Below are 19,077 nucleotides of genomic sequence, written 5' to 3'. Positions count from 1 at the left end.
GGCATAATTAGTTACGGTATCGATGGCGTCTCCATACTCATATTTACGAACCATCGAGGTGACCAGATCATCATAAGTGCGGTGAATATCTTGATAGGAACGTTTTTTCAGCTTGATATCCATTTGATAGGAATGGGAAGCAGCCTTCAGTTCAAAGGTATATACTCCCCGTGTGCAATTCACAGACATTTGCGTAACAATCCCGTGGAACAGCCTTCTCAGCGATTGTCCCTGATCATCCAACTGACGAATCACAATCGGTTCTTGCTCCATGTTCTGTCCGATGCATGCGGCTCCTTGTTCTTCAGAGAGCATACCACGGATATGTAAAAAGGTATGATCATTAATGGTACGTGTGATTTGAAGTTGATCGATGTGTTGCGGCTGAAAGGGACCATAAAAGCGTAGGCTTTCATATCCGATCCCATCTGATAATAGGCTCAAGTGAGTTCATAACTCCTTTCTAGATGTGATGATTATTTCCAATTATTGCATGTCATTTTTAATTCGGGTCTGACTATAGAAGACACGGATGGATACAACTTTGAGTCAAGACCCATATGTACCACTGAGTTTGTTGGGTATAAAACATTCTTAATCGGATACAGTTGTCCCAAGTAAGCATTCATTCAAGGTACAAAAGGGCAAGAGGAGATATTTAAATAACAGTCCAGCATATGTATATATTGGTTGAAAGAGAGATTTAGTTTACAGAATGACCCATTCGTTGGGGTATTTACTATGTGTAATACTGGAAGGGAGAGGTATGGGAAGAGGTTTATAGTATATAAAAGCTTATAAATTAGAAGGTGAGAGGGAGCATATCCTTTCCATCACCTCGAAACATATGGAGTGCTGTTCACTACTTGTTAGAAATGAAAAATAATTGACGTAACAGTGCATTTAGGTCCCTTGAAAAAGAGGTCTATTTCACCTGCCGCCGCGACAGGCACAAAAGGAAATAAAGACCACAATAGGAGCACTGGCTCGCTTTGTGGTCTTTTATATAGATTATGCATCGAAAGAATCAGGAAACGTACACTTTATATTACTTTACAGGCACACCTTGATCAAGGAATTGCTCATGTTTTGCAATCAACGTTATGTAACTATCGTTGCAACTATTAAAATAAATCCTATCACTAGACCGGCAGGGCCCCAATAATGCATAGGGATAAAAAACAGACTGTGCTGGTTTCCCATTTGATAGCGTTGCCCCGTTTCCATATCAACTAGCACTTTGTCCGAGTCGGCGTTGAGTGCTTTCCCCAGATACCAGATAATAACTCCAGACACAATGAATACAAAAGCCATCGGCAGCCGGGAATCTATTGAGTCAAGTCCTAGAGCGGATACTAAGCTCCCGACAATAACAAATAAAATCCCTGGAATAACAATATTTAAAATACCAAAACCCTTCCAAACAATCACATCAAAACTTCCTTTCTGGTTATGTTTACGTTAATAGTGAGTCCCGTATGTATATATCCGTACTTTTCTAATAATTACATATTTTTATCATCTATTAACACCTCCTTAAAACCATTACTCTCATAGTTCAAATCCAGCATATGTATTTATCGGTTAAAAGAGAGATTAACTTTACAGAATGACCCATTGGAAGCTGTATTTACAATGTGTATTTTTGGAAGCAGGTGATATGGGAGGGAAATGTAGAGTAGAAAAAAGCATATAATAGGAGGTAAGAGGGAGTATATCCTTTCCATCGTCTCGACACATGTGGAGTGCGTGGTAGTAATATATTGGGATGAGAAGCATTGATGTAGAAGGGATGGAAGGCAATTTGAGTATGTTCCTGCATTCAAAAAAACGCTTTAGGGTTGAGTGCGGGAACATATATTATTTACCTGGAGTGCTTGATAGTAGGAAGGATGCTTCTTCCGATTAATAATGAAGATAAATTTTCGAACCTCCTTTGATAGGATGTTTTTTGTATGATTTTAATTACAATTTGTTTTATTAACTGTTCAATATGTTATATTTACTTTACAATTTGTTACTCATATAATACTATAATTATTGAAAGGGGGGGAGTTCATGTTTTCATTTGGTGTTATCAGCAATCAAGTTTATTTACTGCGTGCTGAACGGAGATGGACACAAACAGATCTAGCCAAAGAACTAGGTGTAACAAGACAGACGATTGCCGCAATAGAGAACAACAAATTTGTACCTTCGCTTGAGCTTGCATTTGCCATAGCATATATATTTGAAAAAGGAATTACGGAAGTATTTCACTTTGAAGCCTATGAAGAAGACGAGGAGGAATAATATGATGGGTATTTTTATAAGCATCACTATTACGGTGGGATTATTTTTAAACCTTATTTTGTTACTTAAAGAAGGAAAGGATGAGCGGTGGAATCATATTATTAATGGCCCACTAAATATTGCATTTTCTTTATTGTTTATGGGGTACACTGTGGGTATTATTTTATCCGGGTATTTCCATTTCGACTTAACTACATACAAAATGTACTATGACTATCTTTTTTGTGGTGTATTAGTCCTCTATATCGTCCTTTTGCTGATGAGAAGAAGGACGTTGTCTTGAACTCAAGGATTATTATGACTGGATTGGACAAACCAATCATAAATAGTAATTTTGTATCGTGGCACGCCTGTTGATTAACCACAAATAAGTAATGGTTAGTTGATTTTACCTCCATCCATCATACGCGGCGGAGGTTTTTTCATGAGAACATATACTTGCTGACATATTATTGTCTAAGCCGTAGTGTATAATAATGATAAATCACTGTCGAATAAAGAAATTTTCGGATAAAATGTGGAATAAGTCTATTGGACTATTAGGCTGGTATTACGGAGTGATTTTGCATGAAGTTTTATGTCGGTGTAAAGATAGTAATTGGTTTCAATACTTAGGTAGAATAAGTGGAGTAGATAAGGGGCTATAAAGCCTTGTGGCTAAAGGTTTTGGGGATAAATATAGAAGATAGGTTGTAGGCAAACATTATTTTAAGTATACAGTGACCAATTGAAGAAAATTCATCACGCTGTTACAGTGAAAGGCGAAAACATGAGTCAATCGTGTCATTATCGAGCCGTATGATCTTGGAGTTGTAGATATAAAAACGCCTGCTGGTAATACTGCGAGGACCTATAACATGGAAAGGACATTATGCGATATCTTGCGAAAGCATAATAAAACAGATATACAGATCATCACAGATGTCTTTAAACGCTATGCTAGAAGAAAAGACAAGAACATTGCATTGCTGTGTGAGTATGGCAAGAAACTAAAGGTGGAAGGAAAACTTCAAACCTATTTAGAAGTGCTTCTATAATCAATGTATAAGAAGAAAAATTGGAGGTATACAAATGTCAAGTGCAGCACAACGTGCCGAATTACAATCTCAAATCTGGAAAATAGCCAATGATGTCCGTGGCTCAGTAGATGGATGGGATTTTAAACAATATGTTTTAGGAACGCTTTTTTATCGTTTCATTAGCGAGAACTTTTCTAGCTATATTGAAGCTGGAGACGAAAGTGTCAAGTATGCAGACCTTCCTGATGATATTATAACGAAGGAAATCAAAGAGGATGCTATTAAAACAAAAGGTTATTTCATATATCCGAGTCAGTTGTTCGCTAATATTGCAAAAACTGCTAATACAAATGAAAGCTTGAATACTGATTTGGCCTCTATCTTTTCTTCTATTGAAAGTTCAGCAAACGGTTATCCTTCTGAACTAGATATTAAAGGGTTATTTGCCGATTTCGATACGACAAGCAATAGATTAGGAAATACGGTAAAAGACAAAAACAGTCGTTTAGCTGCTGTCATTAAAGGCGTGGAAGGGCTTAATTTTGGTAAATTTGAAGATAATCACATTGACCTTTTTGGTGATGCCTATGAGTTTTTAATCTCTAATTATGCTGCCAATGCTGGAAAATCTGGAGGGGAATTCTTCACACCGCAGTGTGTATCTAAACTTATTGCTCAATTAGCAATACACAAGCAAACAACCATTAATAAAATTTATGACCCTGCAGCCGGTTCAGGTTCATTGCTATTACAAGCAAAGAAACAGTTTGATGCTCATATTATCGAAGATGGTTTTTATGGACAGGAGATTAACCATACAACTTATAACCTTGCTCGTATGAATATGTTTTTACACAACATAAATTACGATAAGTTTAATATTGCTTTAGGAAATACGCTATTAGACCCTCACTTTGGTGATGAAAAACCTTTTGATGCTATTGTATCTAATCCACCTTATTCCGTAAATTGGATTGGCAGTGACGACCCAACACTTATTAATGATGAAAGATTTGCTCCTGCAGGCGTATTAGCCCCAAAATCTAAAGCCGATTTTGCCTTTGTACTTCATACGCTTAGTTACCTTTCAAGTAAAGGTCGTGCTGCTATCGTTTGTTTCCCTGGTATATTTTACCGTGGTGGTGCAGAGCAAAAAATTAGAAAGTATCTGATTGATAATAACTTTGTTGAAACGGTTATTTCATTAGCACCTAACCTTTTTTATGGGACTTCAATAGCGGTTAATATCTTGGTTCTTTCTAAGCATAAAACCGATAATAAAACTCAATTTATTGATGCAAGTGGAGTAGATTTCTATAAAAAAGCAACGAATAATAACATACTTACAGATGAACATATTGAGCAAATAATGAAAATGTTCGACAGCAAAGAAAATATTGACCATGTTGCAAAATCCGTTGATTATGATGAAATCGTTCAAAAAGATTACATCCTATCTGTGAGCTCCTATGTGGAAGCAAAAGACACAAGGGAAGTCATTGATATAAATGAGCTGAATGCAGAAATAAAAACGACTGTAGCAAAGATAGACCAACTACGTGCTGAAATTGATGACATTATTGAGGTGATTGAACCATGATTACGCCGAATTATATAGAGAAACTCCTTGAGGGGGGTGAGGTTGAGTGGAGGGCCTTGGGGGAAGCACTAGTTCGTACAAAAGGGACAAATATTACTGCTGGACAGATGAAAGAGTTACACAAAATTAATGCAAAACTTAAAATTTTTGCTGGAGGAAAAACTATTGCGTTTGTTGATTTTGAAGATATACCTGAAAAGGATATAAACCGAGAACCTTCTATTATAGTAAAATCACGTGGCGTTATTGAATTTGAATATTATGATAAACCATTTTCGCATAAGAATGAAATGTGGTCATATCATTCTAAAAATGAAAATATTAATATTAAGTTTGTTTATTATTTTCTAAAAATAAATGAACTTTATTTTCAAAATATCGGTAGTAAAATGCAAATGCCACAAATTGCAACACCTGATACTGATAAATTCAAAATCCCAATCCCACCCCTTAAAGTACAAGAAGAAATCGTCCGTATTTTGGACGCCTTCACAGAGCTTACAGCAGAGCTTACAGCAGAGCTTACAGCAGAGCTTACAGCTCGTAAAAAGCAATATGAGTATTATCGTGATAAGTTGTTGACTCTTGACGAGGGAGAAGTTGAGTGGAAGACGTTGGGTGATATAATAATTAAAGCATATTCTGGAGCAACACCGCTTGCAAATAATACAGAATATTATAATAACGGGAGTATTCCTTGGTTAAGAACACAAGAAGTTCGTTTTGTTGATATATATGAAACAGATATGAAAATAACAGATATTGCATTGAAAAAAACTGCTGTGAAATGGGTTCCTGAAAATTGCGTTATCATAGCAATTTCTGGTGCTACTGCTGGTCGATCTGCAATTAATAAAATCCCACTTACAACAAATCAACATTGTCTTTGTTTAGAAATTAACGCAAAGAAAGCAAATTATAGATATGTGTTTCATTGGGTCAGCAGTCAGTACGAATATTTAAAAAACCTTGGGCAAGGTGCACGAGGAGACTTGAATGCTGGAATTATAAAATCTTTCAAAATCCCAATCCCACCTCTTCCAGAACAAGAGCGTATTGCATCTATTTTAGATAAATTCGACGCCTTGACATCCTCAATTACCGAGGGTTTACCATGTGAAATAGAGTTGCGTCAAAAGCAATACGAATATTACCGTAATATGCTTCTTAGCTTTCCAAAAGAGGAGGTAGAGAAGTAATATGGGTGTTTCATTAAATGAAATTGCAAAGCAGTTAAAAGATAATAATAAAAAAGTTCAGCTGATTTATGCTTTTAACGGAACAGGTAAAACTAGGCTTTCACGTGAATTCAAATTGTTAATTGCACCTAACGTAGATAGTAATACGGAGATAGAGGAATCAGAGGTAATTAATAAAAAAATCCTTTATTATAATGCTTTTACAGAAGATTTGTTTTATTGGGATAATGACTTAGAAAATGATGCTGAGCCAAAACTTAAAATCCATCCTAATTCTTTTACAAGATGGATCTTTGAAGAGCAGGGGCAAGATAGAAATATTATTTCTAATTTCCAACATTATACCGATGAAAAATTAATGCCACATTTTAATGAAGAATATTCTATTAAAGATAAGGATGGGAATAATGTAACCGTAGGAGCCTTTTCAGAAATAACCTTTTCATATGAGCGTGGTAATGATGAGCGTTCCAATAACATTAAAATTTCAAAAGGAGAAGAGAGTAACTTTGTATGGTGTGTTTTTTATTCTCTGCTTGAACAAGTTATTGATGTATTAAATGTAGCTGAACCAAGTGAGAGAGAAACAAATCAATTTGATCAGCTGGAATATGTATTCATAGATGACCCTGTAAGTTCATTAGATGATAATCGCTTGATTGAATTAGCGGTAAATTTGGCACACTTGATTAAGTCAAGTCAGTCATACCTTAAATTTATTATAACCACACATAATCCTTTATTTTATAATGTGCTGCATAATGAGTTTAAAAAGGGTACATTTAAAAAATATTTTCTTAAAAAAAATGAAGATGGAGAATATGATTTGGTTTCCCAAAGCAATGATTCTCCTTTTTCCTATCATCTTTTCTTAAAAACCGAAATTGAAAAAGCGATTGAAACAGGTCAGTTAAAGAAGTATCATTTTAATTTCTTTAGAAATATTTTGGAGAAAACATCAACATTTTTAGGTTATGACAACTGGGGAGAACTTCTACCTAAAGACACAAATGGGAATATTAATCCTTATGAGACAAGAATTATTAATATATCAAGTCATTCAAAGCATTCAGGAGACGAGATGGTTGAATTGACAGACGATGATAGACGTGTAATAAAGTATTTAATGAATAACATTAAAGAAATGTATCGATTTAAATAAGATGAAAGAAAAGAAATTTTATATAGGGGGGAAATGAATGAGCTATTTTAAACCCATCGCAGAATCAAACAACTTTATAGTTTTAGATAAATATACGAAGATCGATCAGCAAGGAGCTGATTATCAGACAGAAGCTGATTTAGAACGAGAACTCATTCAAGATTTAGTAAATCAAGGTTATGAGCATCTACCAAGTTTAACCACTCCTGAAAAAATGCTTGCTAATGTCCGAGTGCAACTGCAAAACCTTAATAATGTACAATTTTCAGAAGCTGAATGGATAAGATTCTGCGAGCAGTTTTTAGATAAACCCAGCGACAATCATATTGATAAAACACGTAAAATTCATAACGACTATATTTATGACTTTGTTTTTGATGACGGGCGTATTCAAAATATTTACATGGTAGACAAAAAAAATATCGCCAATAATAAAGTGCAGGTCATTTCCCAATTTGAACAAAAAGGAACGCAAGCTAATAGATATGATGTTACCCTTTTGGTGAATGGCTTACCTTTGGTACAAATAGAGCTTAAAAAGCGTGGAATCGCTATACGTGAAGCTTTTAATCAGGTTAATCGATATAGCAAGGAGAGCTTTAATTCAGAAAACTCTCTGTTTAAATATTTACAGATTTTCGTAATTTCCAATGGAACGGATACCCGCTATTTTGCTAATACGACCAAACGCGGTAAAAACAGTTTTGATTTTACGATGAATTGGGCTAGATCAGATAATACCCTGATTAAAGATTTAAAAGATTTCACCGCTACATTTTTTCAAAAAAATACTTTACTGAATATACTACTGAAATATTCCGTTTTTGATGCGAGCGATAACCTGTTGATTATGCGTCCTTATCAAATTGCTGCTACAGAAAGGATCTTATGGAAAATAGAAAGTTCAAACCTGGCCAAAAATTGGAGAACCACTGAAAGTGGCGGATATATTTGGCATACAACAGGTTCTGGGAAAACGCTTACGAGTTTTAAAGCAGCTCGTTTGGCTACTGAACTGGATTTTATAGATAAAGTATTTTTTGTGGTGGATAGGAAAGATCTAGATTTTCAGACGATGAAAGAGTATCAACGTTTCTCTCCTGATAGTGTGAATGGTTCAGAAAGTACCGCTGGATTAAAGCGTAACATTGAGAAAGATGATAATAAAATTATAGTGACAACGATTCAAAAACTGAATAACCTGATTAAGAGCGAAACAGAGTTACCTATATATAATAAGCAAGTGGTATTTATTTTTGATGAAGCCCACCGTTCACAATTTGGTGAAGCTCAAAAAAATATCAATAAAAAGTTTAAGAAGTTCTATCAATTTGGATTTACAGGTACACCTATTTTCCCAGAAAATGCGTTAGGTTCTGAAACGACTGCTTCTGTCTTTGGTCGAGAGTTACACTCTTATGTAATTACGGATGCCATTAGAGATGAAAAAGTTTTAAAGTTCAAAGTAGATTATAACGATGTACGTCCCAAGTTCAAAACGATCGAAACAGAAAAGGACGAGAAAAAGCTATCTGCAGCAGAAAATAAAGAAGCTTTACTGCATCCTGAACGAATCAAAGAGATTTCCCAATATATTCTTAATAATTTTAGAGTAAAAACCCATCGTCTAAACGCGAATGGAAAAGGGTTTAACGCCATGTTTGCTGTGAGTAGTGTTGACGCAGCCAAACTCTACTATGAATCATTAAATAACTTACAAAAGGGAAATAATAAACCCCTTAAGATTGCAACAATCTTCTCCTTTGCTGCTAATGAAGAGCAAAATGCTATAGGTGAAATTCTTGATGAAACTTTTGAACCTTCAGCAATGGATAGTAGTGCAAAAGAGTTTTTAAGTTTAGCCATTAAAGACTATAATGCCATGTTTAAAACCAATTACGGCGTAGAAAGTAAGGAATTTCAAAATTATTATCGTGACCTTGCTAAACGAGTAAAAGACAAAGAGATCGATTTATTGATTGTTGTAGGCATGTTTTTAACCGGGTTCGATGCTCCTACATTAAATACTTTATTTGTTGATAAAAATCTCAGGTATCATGGTTTGATGCAAGCCTTTTCGAGAACAAATCGTATCTATGATGCAACTAAAACCTTTGGAAATATCATTACGTTTAGAGATTTAGAACAAGCCACTATAGATGCTATTACTCTTTTCGGGGATACAAACACTAAAAATGTAGTGCTGGAAAAGAGCTACAAAGAGTATATGGAAGGGTTTACTGATATCGCAACGGGGGAAGCCCGGCGTGGTTATGTAGACGTAGTAAAAGAGCTGCAAGAACGTTTTCCTGATGTTGAAGATATTTCTACTGAAAAAGATAAGAAAGAGTTTGCCAAGCTTTTTGGTGAATATTTGCGTGTTGAAAATATTTTGCAGAATTATGATGAGTTTTCAAGTCTAAAAGCTTTACAAACAGTAGATCTCAATGACTCTGAGGCTTTGGAAAATTTTAAATCTACTCACTATATGGGTGATGAAGATATAGCTGCCATGCAAGAAATTAATGTACCAGAAGAAAGAACGATTCAAGATTATCGTTCATCCTATAATGATATTCGTGATTGGCTTCGTCGTGAGAAAAACGGAAAACAAAAAGACAATTCCTCTATTGATTGGGATGATGTTGTCTTTGAAGTGGATCTTCTAAAATCCCAAGAGATCAATTTAGATTATATTCTTGAACTTATTTTTGAAAATAACAAAAAAATAAAAGATAAAGAATCGTTGGTTGAAGAGGTACGTCGTTTAATTCGTTCGAGTGTAGGGAACCGTGCGAAAGAAAGTTTGGTCGTCGATTTTATTAATCAAACAGACTTGGATAATATTCAAGATAAAGCAAGTATTATTGATGCCTTCTTCTCATTTGCTCAAAAGGAGCAAAAACGTGAAGCTGAAGAATTGATTACTACTGAAAGTCTTAGTGAAGAGGCCGCAAAAAGATATATTTTAAATTCATTGAAAAAAGAATATGCTAGTGAAAATGGAACGGAGCTTAATGAAATTCTTCCTAAAATGAGTCCTCTTAATCCTCAGTATTTAACAAAAAAACAGAGCATTTTTCAGAAAATTTCTGCCTTTGTAGATAAATTTAAGGGAGTAGGTGGAAAGATTTAATAAATCTAAAATAGAAAGTACAATGTGGAGAATGGCAGAATTCAAATATTAAGTAACTCAAATACACGGCAGATTGTCAGAATCTTCAAAGGGTTGGACAAAGAAACTGAGAAGTATAAGCGGGAACGATAAAGAAGCTAAGTACGACATCCGAGAATGGTCGCCAGATCATGAGAAAATGGGCAAAGGTGTCACGTTATCTAATGAAGAGATTGTTGAGCTGCGGGATTTGTTGAATAAGTTAGAGTTGTAGATTGAATTTGTCTCAAGGAGTTGAGCTTTCTTGAACTTGGATCAAGTACTATATATCTTAAAAACAGAATTCCCAGACAAAGCTATTGACCTGTCTGAGAGCTTGGAGCTTATAAAAGAAGTACTTAATGATACAATGAACAGTATAAACCATAAGTCAAACGACGCTTTCACTAAAAGAGACTTTGCCGCTAGACGGCAGTATGACGATATGGCGGTATTTATTCACGATTATGAACAGCAGATTGATCAGTTTGTGGCTAATCTTAGTGTAGAGGCTATTGATTTAGCCAATGAAGACCACGATACAGATGAAGAAACCGAAAAGAATAAAATCCCCAATTATGCTGACTACATGGTGGATTTTAACGTGGAACATACTTTGTATGAGAATTTTACGCATAAGAGGCCGTTTGCCTTTCGAATTAACGAAAACCAATTAATAGAAGTAAAGACTTGGCAAGAAATGCTTAAAAAAACTGCCGAGTTATTGCTTACTATAGATAGCGAAAAGTTTCTTACTTTTGAACATATGCCTGGTATGAATGGAAAGAAAAATAAGTATATCTCAACGAAACAAGAAGGGATAAGGAAACCTCAGTTAATCTTAGATAAAGTATATATAGAAACACATATGAGCGGGAATGGTATACGAAATATATTGCTGAAGATGCTGAAAGCGTATGGGTTTAAGGCTACGGATTACAAAGTATATTTTCGCGCAGATTATACTGAGTTGAATCAGGAGTAATTTACATTGTATTTCCAAAACGGCCGAGGGTATATACCCCTCGGTTTTTCTTGTTCTCCTTAAAGTCTTGTCCTCATGTAAACAATTCTCTGAGCTTAACTCTTGCAATACGAACGTATATTCGTTATAGTATATACGAACACCAGTTTCTATTCGTTGGAGCAAACGAGAAGGACTAGGATTGCTCGATCCAAATCATAAAATTTTCACTCAAACCAACAAATAGGAGGCCAAAATTTGTCCAGTAATCCAACACGAAATCAATACCAAATCAAACTGTTCCATTTTAACGAGATCACCCATGTAGGCAACCAACTTTGTGCGCTACCATCTCGCACTCGTCTTATCACCGTATCGAACAGCATCTATCTCGATCAACTCAAGCGAGTCGTAGCAGAACGTGATCCTTCCACCGATGTTACCGAAGTCATCTTTATGTTCAAAGCTGATCAAATTGACGAAGATGATCCAGCTCAACTTGCCTTGTTTGAACGTATGCTGCGAGAGGGTATCTACTATAATGGAAGGAAGTATGTCCGTTCGATCAAATCGCCTGCTATGGGACGTACACAGCGAACAGAATTTATCCAAGAAAAATATGTTGCTGATCTGTATCGACGCATTACACTCGGTAAAATGTCACCGCTCACCAATATCCATAAGTGGGAAGCAGCCTTGGGTGTGAGTCGTTCAGCAGCACAACCAGTACCGTACATTCCACGTATAGTTGTTATTCCAGATTATGAAAAGGAAACGATCATTGAGGATGTATGGAAAGTGGAAAAGTGTGTTGAGGATTCGGAGCAACAAAAGTTGATATTCGATGAAAAGACGAAGCAACGTGAATATTTCAAAGCGAAGAAAGAATTGAAGCCATCTAAGAAACAATTACATAAGTTAGAGCGTATACCGAATAAAACGATCCCATGGAATGGTCGCACGAAGTCTGTTTCCGATCCAAAAGACTATAGAACATTCAATGGGTGGAATAAACAGAATCGTCGTGTGAAGCTAGAAGCAATTCCTTTCCCTGCTCGTTCAGTTATGTATAATGACAAACTATACCCTTGCTATTCCATCGAGCAAACAGAAGAAATCCCAATCATAGCAATCAATGAAGAGTCCATTGGATTTAAGAGAGTCGAATATCCGAAGTATGAAAATAAGAATGTCCAGTTTTTTGATGGTCAAGGTCTAATGAGCTTCCAGTTTGCAGAGCGTATCGGACAGCATTTGAACCTAACCTATTCACCTAATGCAGTTCAGGGAAGACTTCCATATATTAAAGGTAACTTTATCCGGTTCGATCTGATGAAATGGTTCAAGGAAAATAGCATCACAGAAATAAAAGATGTTTTCGGTGAATCACATCCAATTATCGACAAACAGGGACGTCCTATTGATCTCATCCTCACCAAATCCTGTTTCAAAGCATGGCATCAATACAGTGAGGGAGAAGCTAAGCCTAAATGTTTGTTCGAGAGTATAACGGAATATGAAGCATTACTGAAAGTACATAATCATAATCACTTTTGGGTCGCCAATTATGCGAAGCCAGCATACCAAATGAACGCCTACACACCACTGACATACCAGTATATTCATGCGCTGAATCTTACACTGAACGATTTATATCAATTAGCTACGCCTCTAATGGATGTCATCAAACGAGTATTACATGGACAAAAGAATGACATCCATGGAAAGTGGCTTCGAGATATTGCTTACACGAAAGCGTTCCTACATATGCTAGTCCAAGAACCCGATGAACCCAAAGATGTAGATGAAGAACCCGATGAACCTGACGATGAAATAGAACTTGGTCAGAAGAAACAATTTATAAATGAAATTATCCAAGCTATAGATTTGAATGAACTGATGATGTATGACGGTAATGTCCGAAAATTTATCGTTAAGCAAGCCATGCAGAAGGTACAGGATATGTTGAAAGGTCGCATCCCGATTCGAGGTAGCTACTTTTATCTAACAAATGATCCGATTGCGTTTATGGAGCATGCAAGCGGAAAACCAGTAATAGGTGTGTTAAAGAAAAATCAGGCTTTTATGAATCGGAAACAGGGAACTCACGCTCTATTCCGGTCACCGCTAACGATATTTAATGAAGTCGGTAAGCTAGATTTTGTACAAGTACATAACCGATATATACGTCATTTAGATAACGTGATTGTGCTTAACTGTTGTGATTTAACACTGGCAAGACTCGGACTAGGAGATGTGGATGGGGACACAGCTCTCTGTACCAACGATCCCACCATACTCTCAGCAGTGATCGATGCTCCTACAATCATCAATGAAGATGATAAAAAAGTAGCTGCCCCTGTACCGAATAATATGGATAGTATCATCAAGATGGAATTGAAGAGTCTACATAACCTGACTGGTAGATGTACGAATGTGAATACCTATTTTCAGAATCTGGCTTTGGAAAAAGGGAGCCTGCAAGCACGGGTTTTGGAAAACTCAGTTTTAAAATTTCTCCAAGGTCAAATTATTGATGCGACCAAAAATGGATTGGAAGTAGAGATTCCATATGTGCTGGATCGTCTGGCTATCCAAATGCCGTATTTCTTTCGTTTTGCGAAGGGTGGCAAGGCAGAGGATTATCAGCACTCGACGAAATCGCCGTTTAATCAATTTTGTGTCAAGGCAGAAAAGTACATAGATGACAAGTTCCAGATGAAAGATGGCAAACTGGATCAGTCTATTTTGGGCATCGAAAGTACGAGACAATTATTACAGGATATGAACAAGGTTAGCCAGACTAAGTTTCTGGATCATCTAGCCCACATTGAACCACTGTATAAAAAATACAATAAGCAGAAAAACCAAATTAATCATCGCCAAAAGGAATTTAACGAACTGAAAAAATGGGAACGGGATAATGATACCCGGAAAGCGATCAGTGCTGAATACGCCAAGTTAAGAGAGAAGTACAAGACTAAATGTGAGGAGATTTGTCCGTACCCTTCGATACTTGCGAGTGTAGCTGTTGAGATCGCTTATCAAACTTATGGAACCTACTCCTTTGCATGGCTGTTTGTAGATGGGCTACTGGAAAATCTGAAGCAGCATGAGCATGTGATGAAGAGGGAAGTACGAAAGGTGAACCGGCTGACGAATCGAAATGTGGAAGGTAAGGAGCTTACCATTCAAGCTGGTATCGCTACCATAGATAATGTGGAGTTTCCATTCCATGTGCCGGATGGTGTGTATTCATTATTTGAAATTATGGGGCAATATTTTATATGGTACGAAGCTGAACGGGAAACCGTAGTACAAACCAGTCATACGCCTTCTTTGCTGGATGGGAAAAGTACAAGACGAATATTGAGGAATTATTCGCTTGGCTTCAGCACTTTAAAAAAGTCGGAGGAAGAATCGCAGTTGGTTGCTGACCAGGTATTGGGCAAGAAATTACAGATTCAGGTGGTCGAGTACCGATATGTCCATATTGTAGATGAGCAGGGGAAAGTGAAGTGTATCATTCCGAGGGATCAGGTCATTCGTCGAGATGAGGGGTTATCCTTCTTTGATTTTGACGGTGCGACAATTGAATTTATCACGATTCAGAAAGTAACGAAATCAAGCTTTAAGGCTATAGTCAATATTGAATAAATTGATTCATAGGTCTGTCATGATTTGGCGCCTGTTAACACGGGCGCTTGGGTGACATCTGATGTATAGGTGTGATTTCACAATGACAGGAGTGAATCTGAATGAGCTATTTTTATTGTTATGATATTAATCTGTTTAATTATCTGACGAGTAAGGGGTTCTCGTTTATAACGAAGGCACGACACTATAAGACGAATGTTTTATTTTCCATGTATCTGAAAACGCCAGAACTATCTGTAGCCATTGATGAATGGGAAGCAACAAATCATTAAAATGTAGATGTTAGAAATCATGTGAGGAGCGTTTTATGAGAATTGATGATTATAAGCCCAAACAAAATGTAACAGAGAAAATAAATGGGGAGGAGGCTGAATGGAAAAATGGAGATATCATTTTAATCAGTAGTGGCACGGCATCGGGCAAATCCTTCTTTATCCGAAACAAGCTGGAAGAATTAGCCGATCAGCAAAATGTGAACATACTTTTATTAGTCAATCGGAAGAATTTGTACGATCAGAATAAGGAGGCTATCGAAGACTCCTCAAGAATCAAAGTTGAATTATATCAAACGATTGAAAATCGGCTAAACAATGACGAGGAGTACGATTTTTCTCCCTATACATACATTGTGTGTGATGAGTCGCATTACTTTACTACGGACAGTGGATTTAATGATAATTCCGATGATTCTCTTCAAGCTATACTCGGTCTACAATCTCAAATTAGGATTTTTATGTCCGCAACGGGCCATGTGTTATTCTCTTACATAAAGGATCAATACAGACGCAAACTCAAACAAACTGGAAATAAAATATGGTCTTACTCCATTCCAAGAAAATTCAATCAAATCGCATCATTATCCTTCTATACAGACTTTTATTCTATAGAAAAATGGATTGAGCTTAAATTCAACAAAGCTGACGATAAAATCATATATTTTGCAAGCAGTATCCAAAAGGCTTATGAGCTTCATCTCAAATATGACAATTCATTATTCGTATGTAGTAAAAGCAGCAGCAAAAACAGAAAGTATCTCAAACATGTAGATGATGATCAAGTGGAGTCTATGGTCAAGCAAAATAGGTTTGACTGTAAATATTTATTCACCACGACGGTGCTCGATAATGGTTTTGATTTGAAGGATGAGCAAATTAAATTAATTGTTTGCGATCTATTTGATGTGGATACGATGCTACAGTGTATTGGGCGAAAGAGGTTCAAGAATGACCAGGATAAGGTTCATGTGGTGTTGCTGAATAGAAATAATCGAAATTTGAATAATTACTTGAATTCAGTCCAGATGAAACTGGATGAAGCAGACGCTTTTATTCATGGTGGGGTTGAAGAATGGAAAAAGCTAGTGGGTAAATTTTCGAGGAAATCCAATTACATCATTAAAAATAATGTTTCGAGTGATGGCAAATATATATCGAAGAAGACAGTGTCCAGAGTGAAATATCTTCAAGCCGTTGCTACAAGAGATCGGATCAAAGCTATGCTGGACAGTAATAGGGAAACGAATGAGTATAGAGAAGCAACGGGAGGGAAAAAGGAGAGCGATGCCTATATGATGTATATTTCAAACTTGTTACATAAAAATAGGATTACGGTACTTGAAAAGATGTTTGATCAAGAAGAATTATGTAGCTATTTAGATACAATTGTTGGTAAAAGAATATACAAAGAGGGTCAAAAACAAGTCATTGAAAAATTTGATATCAAGGATTATCGAGGTAGATTACAAAAGGATATTAGCCAATTACAAACCTACCTCCAATCGAACCGATCAAAATATGCGATTGCTAGTTTTTCAGATAACCGAAAAAAGCTAGAAGATGGAAGCAACAATCCCCATAAAGGGAAGCGATATTGGTTAATCAGCAAATTTAACGAATAGTCGTTGTAACAAAAAAATCAAGTTTTTCTCATTTTCGATAATGCCAAAAATGTAGTACATATAAGGATTTTTTTAATCTTGGACAGCAAATTGTGGAGTAATGCTATATATATACATGTATCCATGATTTGCTGTCCAGATGATAGATAAGTCAATAAAATCAACCGTTTTATGAATTAAGGAAAGTTAGAAATTTGCGAACAAAGTATTTATAATATGCCGCAAAGGGGCTGGGTGTGGGGGGGGAAACGGTGGCAGGCGATACTACTGTTTACGAAGCGTAGCGAAGTGGTTTTATCGCGGTTTTAGTTTCCCCTATCCCACGTATAGATCATACATAGACTTGGTAGGATTCATGGACAATTCAGAGTCATATTATTATTGGCTGTATTTATCGCTTTAAAATTTTCGTATTTCATATTGAATTTTACCTTGTTGAATACTGACTGCTATTTGCAAAATTTTAAACTACACGAATTGAGGACTTGAGTAAAATGTGTCACGTGACACAATGAGCAGATTTACAAGTACAAATTAGATTACACGGGAACTCTGGCTATGAGCTAGGGTTCCTTTTTCATTTAGAGAGGAGCAACAAGATTGCTATTAATTTTACAAGCAATAATCATAGAAATATTAAGATTTATTACTGTAGTTGGTGTGTTTTTCACCTGGATGTGGATTGCAGCCTTTTTAAAAATGAAGGTAGAAAGGGGGATGAAGTGGATTGGAAATCAAATTCGTAAACGTAGAAACTTTAATTCCGTACATAAAAAACGCCAGAAATAATGAGAAAGCTGTAGATTATGTAGCAACGAGTATTGAGAGTTATGGTTTTAAAAATCCAATTCTGATTGACAGTAACAATGAAATCATAGCAGGTCATACTCGTCTGTTAGCAGCTAAGAAGCTTGGACTAAAGGAAGTACCAACTATATTAGTGAATGATTTAACACCAGAACAGGTCAAAGCTTTCAGAATAGCCGATAACAAAACGGCTGAGTATGCAGATTGGAATTTTGAATTGTTGGCGCAGGAAATGAAAGAATTAAAACTGGCTGATTATGATCTTTCTTTAACTGGATATGATATGAGTGAGTGTGAGAAGTTGCTGGATACATTGCATGAAGATACAGCCGATGAGGAAGATAATTTTAACGTAGAAGAAGCATTACCTGAACATCCAATTACTCGTAAGGGTGACATTTGGCTACTTGGTAAGCATAGGCTCATCTGTGGAGACTCGACTAATCCGCAGGATATTGCAACGTTGATGGATGGCAAGAAGGCACAACTCATTGTGACTGATCCACCCTACAATGTGGACTATACAGGTAAGACGAAGGATGCATTGAAAATTGAAAACGATAAGATGGATAACGACCAATTTTATGATTTCCTATTGGCTGCTTATACTCAAATGTATGAAGTAGCTGATGATGGAGCAAGTATTTATGTATTTCATGCGGATAGTGAAGGTTTGAACTTTAGGAAGACATTTATTGAAGCTGGATTTAAACTAGCACAGTGTTGTATATGGGCCAAACAAGCGATGGTAATGGGTAGACAAGATTATCACTGGATGCACGAACCCGTATTATATGGTTGGAAGCCGACAGGTGGACACTACTGGAACAGTGATCGGAAGCAGACAACCCTTTGGCAATTTGATCGTCCCTTCCGGAATGAATATCATCCCACGATGAAGCCGATTCCCCTGATTAGCTACCCGATTAAAAATTCCAGTAAGCTTGGTGACATCGTGTTTGATCCTTTTGGTGGTTCAGGTTCAACGTTGATTGCTTGTGAGGAAACGGATCGAATTTGCTATACCAGTGAGCTTGATCCCAAATATGTGGATGTGATTGTGAACCGATATATTGCCCACGTTGGAAGCGATAGTGGTGTATATTTGATTCGGGATGGTAAGCGGTATAGCTATCATGAAGTTGTTGCTGAGTCGGCAAGGTCAGAGGTATCATGTGCTGACTAAACCGAAAGGGTGATTGAGTTGGGTAAGGCAAAAGTGAATATGGTGATTCGATTCCTAAAGGGCATGCAAGCCGAAAAGGTAAATGTGCTAGGGGCTGAGGAAGCTCGGGAGGATAACGTGTTGATTCAGAAGGTGATTGA

Annotated in this window: 13 protein-coding genes and 1 pseudogene; 12 read left to right on the top strand and 2 right to left on the bottom strand. The window is 36.5% G+C overall.

Annotation, left to right across the window (positions count from 1 at the left end; all coding sequences use genetic code 11):
- Both ACIFQM_RS20945 and ACIFQM_RS20940 read right to left on the bottom strand, forming a co-directional pair.
- Positions 1-444: pseudogene (locus ACIFQM_RS20945) on the bottom strand (contractile injection system protein, VgrG/Pvc8 family); the annotation flags it as partial.
- Positions 445-1,101: 657 nt separating this feature from the next.
- A complete protein-coding gene (locus ACIFQM_RS20940; RefSeq protein WP_430044099.1) occupies positions 1,102-1,431 on the bottom strand; it encodes a hypothetical protein in 330 nt (109 codons plus the stop codon).
- Between the two features lie 627 nt (positions 1,432-2,058).
- On the opposite strand from ACIFQM_RS20940, the gene ACIFQM_RS20935 reads away from it, so the two are divergent.
- The 12 genes from ACIFQM_RS20935 to ACIFQM_RS20880 all read left to right on the top strand — a co-directional run bounded on the left by ACIFQM_RS20935 (position 2,059) and on the right by ACIFQM_RS20880 (position 18,937).
- Positions 2,059-2,292: a helix-turn-helix transcriptional regulator gene (locus ACIFQM_RS20935; protein WP_404581488.1), complete on the top strand. Its 234-nt coding sequence runs from the start codon at positions 2,059-2,061 to the stop codon at positions 2,290-2,292.
- Between the two features lies 1 nt (position 2,293).
- Positions 2,294-2,575, top strand: a complete 282-nt coding sequence (locus ACIFQM_RS20930; RefSeq protein ID WP_430066073.1) for a hypothetical protein — start codon at positions 2,294-2,296, stop codon at positions 2,573-2,575.
- Positions 2,576-3,363: 788 nt separating this feature from the next.
- Positions 3,364-4,911: a type I restriction-modification system subunit M gene (locus tag ACIFQM_RS20925; RefSeq protein ID WP_430066071.1), complete on the top strand. Its 1,548-nt coding sequence runs from the start codon at positions 3,364-3,366 to the stop codon at positions 4,909-4,911.
- Positions 4,908-6,110, top strand: coding sequence for a restriction endonuclease subunit S (locus ACIFQM_RS20920; protein ID WP_430066069.1), 1,203 nt, complete (start codon positions 4,908-4,910; stop codon positions 6,108-6,110). Before ACIFQM_RS20925 ends, ACIFQM_RS20920 begins: the two co-directional genes overlap by 4 nt.
- Before the next feature lies 1 nt (position 6,111).
- Complete coding sequence (locus tag ACIFQM_RS20915; protein WP_430066067.1) at positions 6,112-7,272, top strand: AAA family ATPase; 1,161 nt, start codon at positions 6,112-6,114, stop codon at positions 7,270-7,272.
- A gap of 37 nt (positions 7,273-7,309) precedes the next feature.
- Complete coding sequence (locus ACIFQM_RS20910; RefSeq protein ID WP_430066065.1) at positions 7,310-10,408, top strand: type I restriction endonuclease subunit R; 3,099 nt, start codon at positions 7,310-7,312, stop codon at positions 10,406-10,408.
- A gap of 61 nt (positions 10,409-10,469) precedes the next feature.
- Entirely contained in the window at positions 10,470-10,661 is a 192-nt protein-coding gene (locus ACIFQM_RS20905) for a YdbC family protein (protein WP_430048780.1), read from the top strand.
- Positions 10,662-10,691: 30 nt separating this feature from the next.
- Positions 10,692-11,411: a hypothetical protein gene (locus ACIFQM_RS20900; protein WP_430048768.1), complete on the top strand. Its 720-nt coding sequence runs from the start codon at positions 10,692-10,694 to the stop codon at positions 11,409-11,411.
- A 237-nt stretch (positions 11,412-11,648) separates the two neighbouring features.
- The gene (locus ACIFQM_RS20895; RefSeq protein ID WP_430066063.1) at positions 11,649-15,047 is read left to right on the top strand and encodes an RNA dependent RNA polymerase; all 3,399 of its coding nucleotides are present in this window, start codon (positions 11,649-11,651) and stop codon (positions 15,045-15,047) included.
- 101 nt (positions 15,048-15,148) lie between these two features.
- Positions 15,149-15,319, top strand: a complete 171-nt coding sequence (locus ACIFQM_RS20890) for a hypothetical protein (RefSeq protein ID WP_430066061.1) — start codon at positions 15,149-15,151, stop codon at positions 15,317-15,319.
- A gap of 35 nt (positions 15,320-15,354) precedes the next feature.
- Positions 15,355-16,944, top strand: coding sequence for a DNA/RNA helicase (locus ACIFQM_RS20885; RefSeq protein ID WP_430066059.1), 1,590 nt, complete (start codon positions 15,355-15,357; stop codon positions 16,942-16,944).
- A 727-nt stretch (positions 16,945-17,671) separates the two neighbouring features.
- The gene (locus tag ACIFQM_RS20880) at positions 17,672-18,937 is read left to right on the top strand and encodes a DNA modification methylase (protein ID WP_430066058.1); all 1,266 of its coding nucleotides are present in this window, start codon (positions 17,672-17,674) and stop codon (positions 18,935-18,937) included.
- Positions 18,938-19,077: the final 140 nt, after the last annotated feature.

Origin of the sequence: Paenibacillus sp. NRS-1782 (assembly GCF_050467685.1) — a bacterium.
Classification (GTDB): Bacteria; Bacillota; Bacilli; order Paenibacillales; family Paenibacillaceae; genus Paenibacillus; species Paenibacillus terrae_A.
Note: the sequence above shows the minus strand (reverse complement) of the source record. Positions and strands in the feature narration are given on the sequence as shown.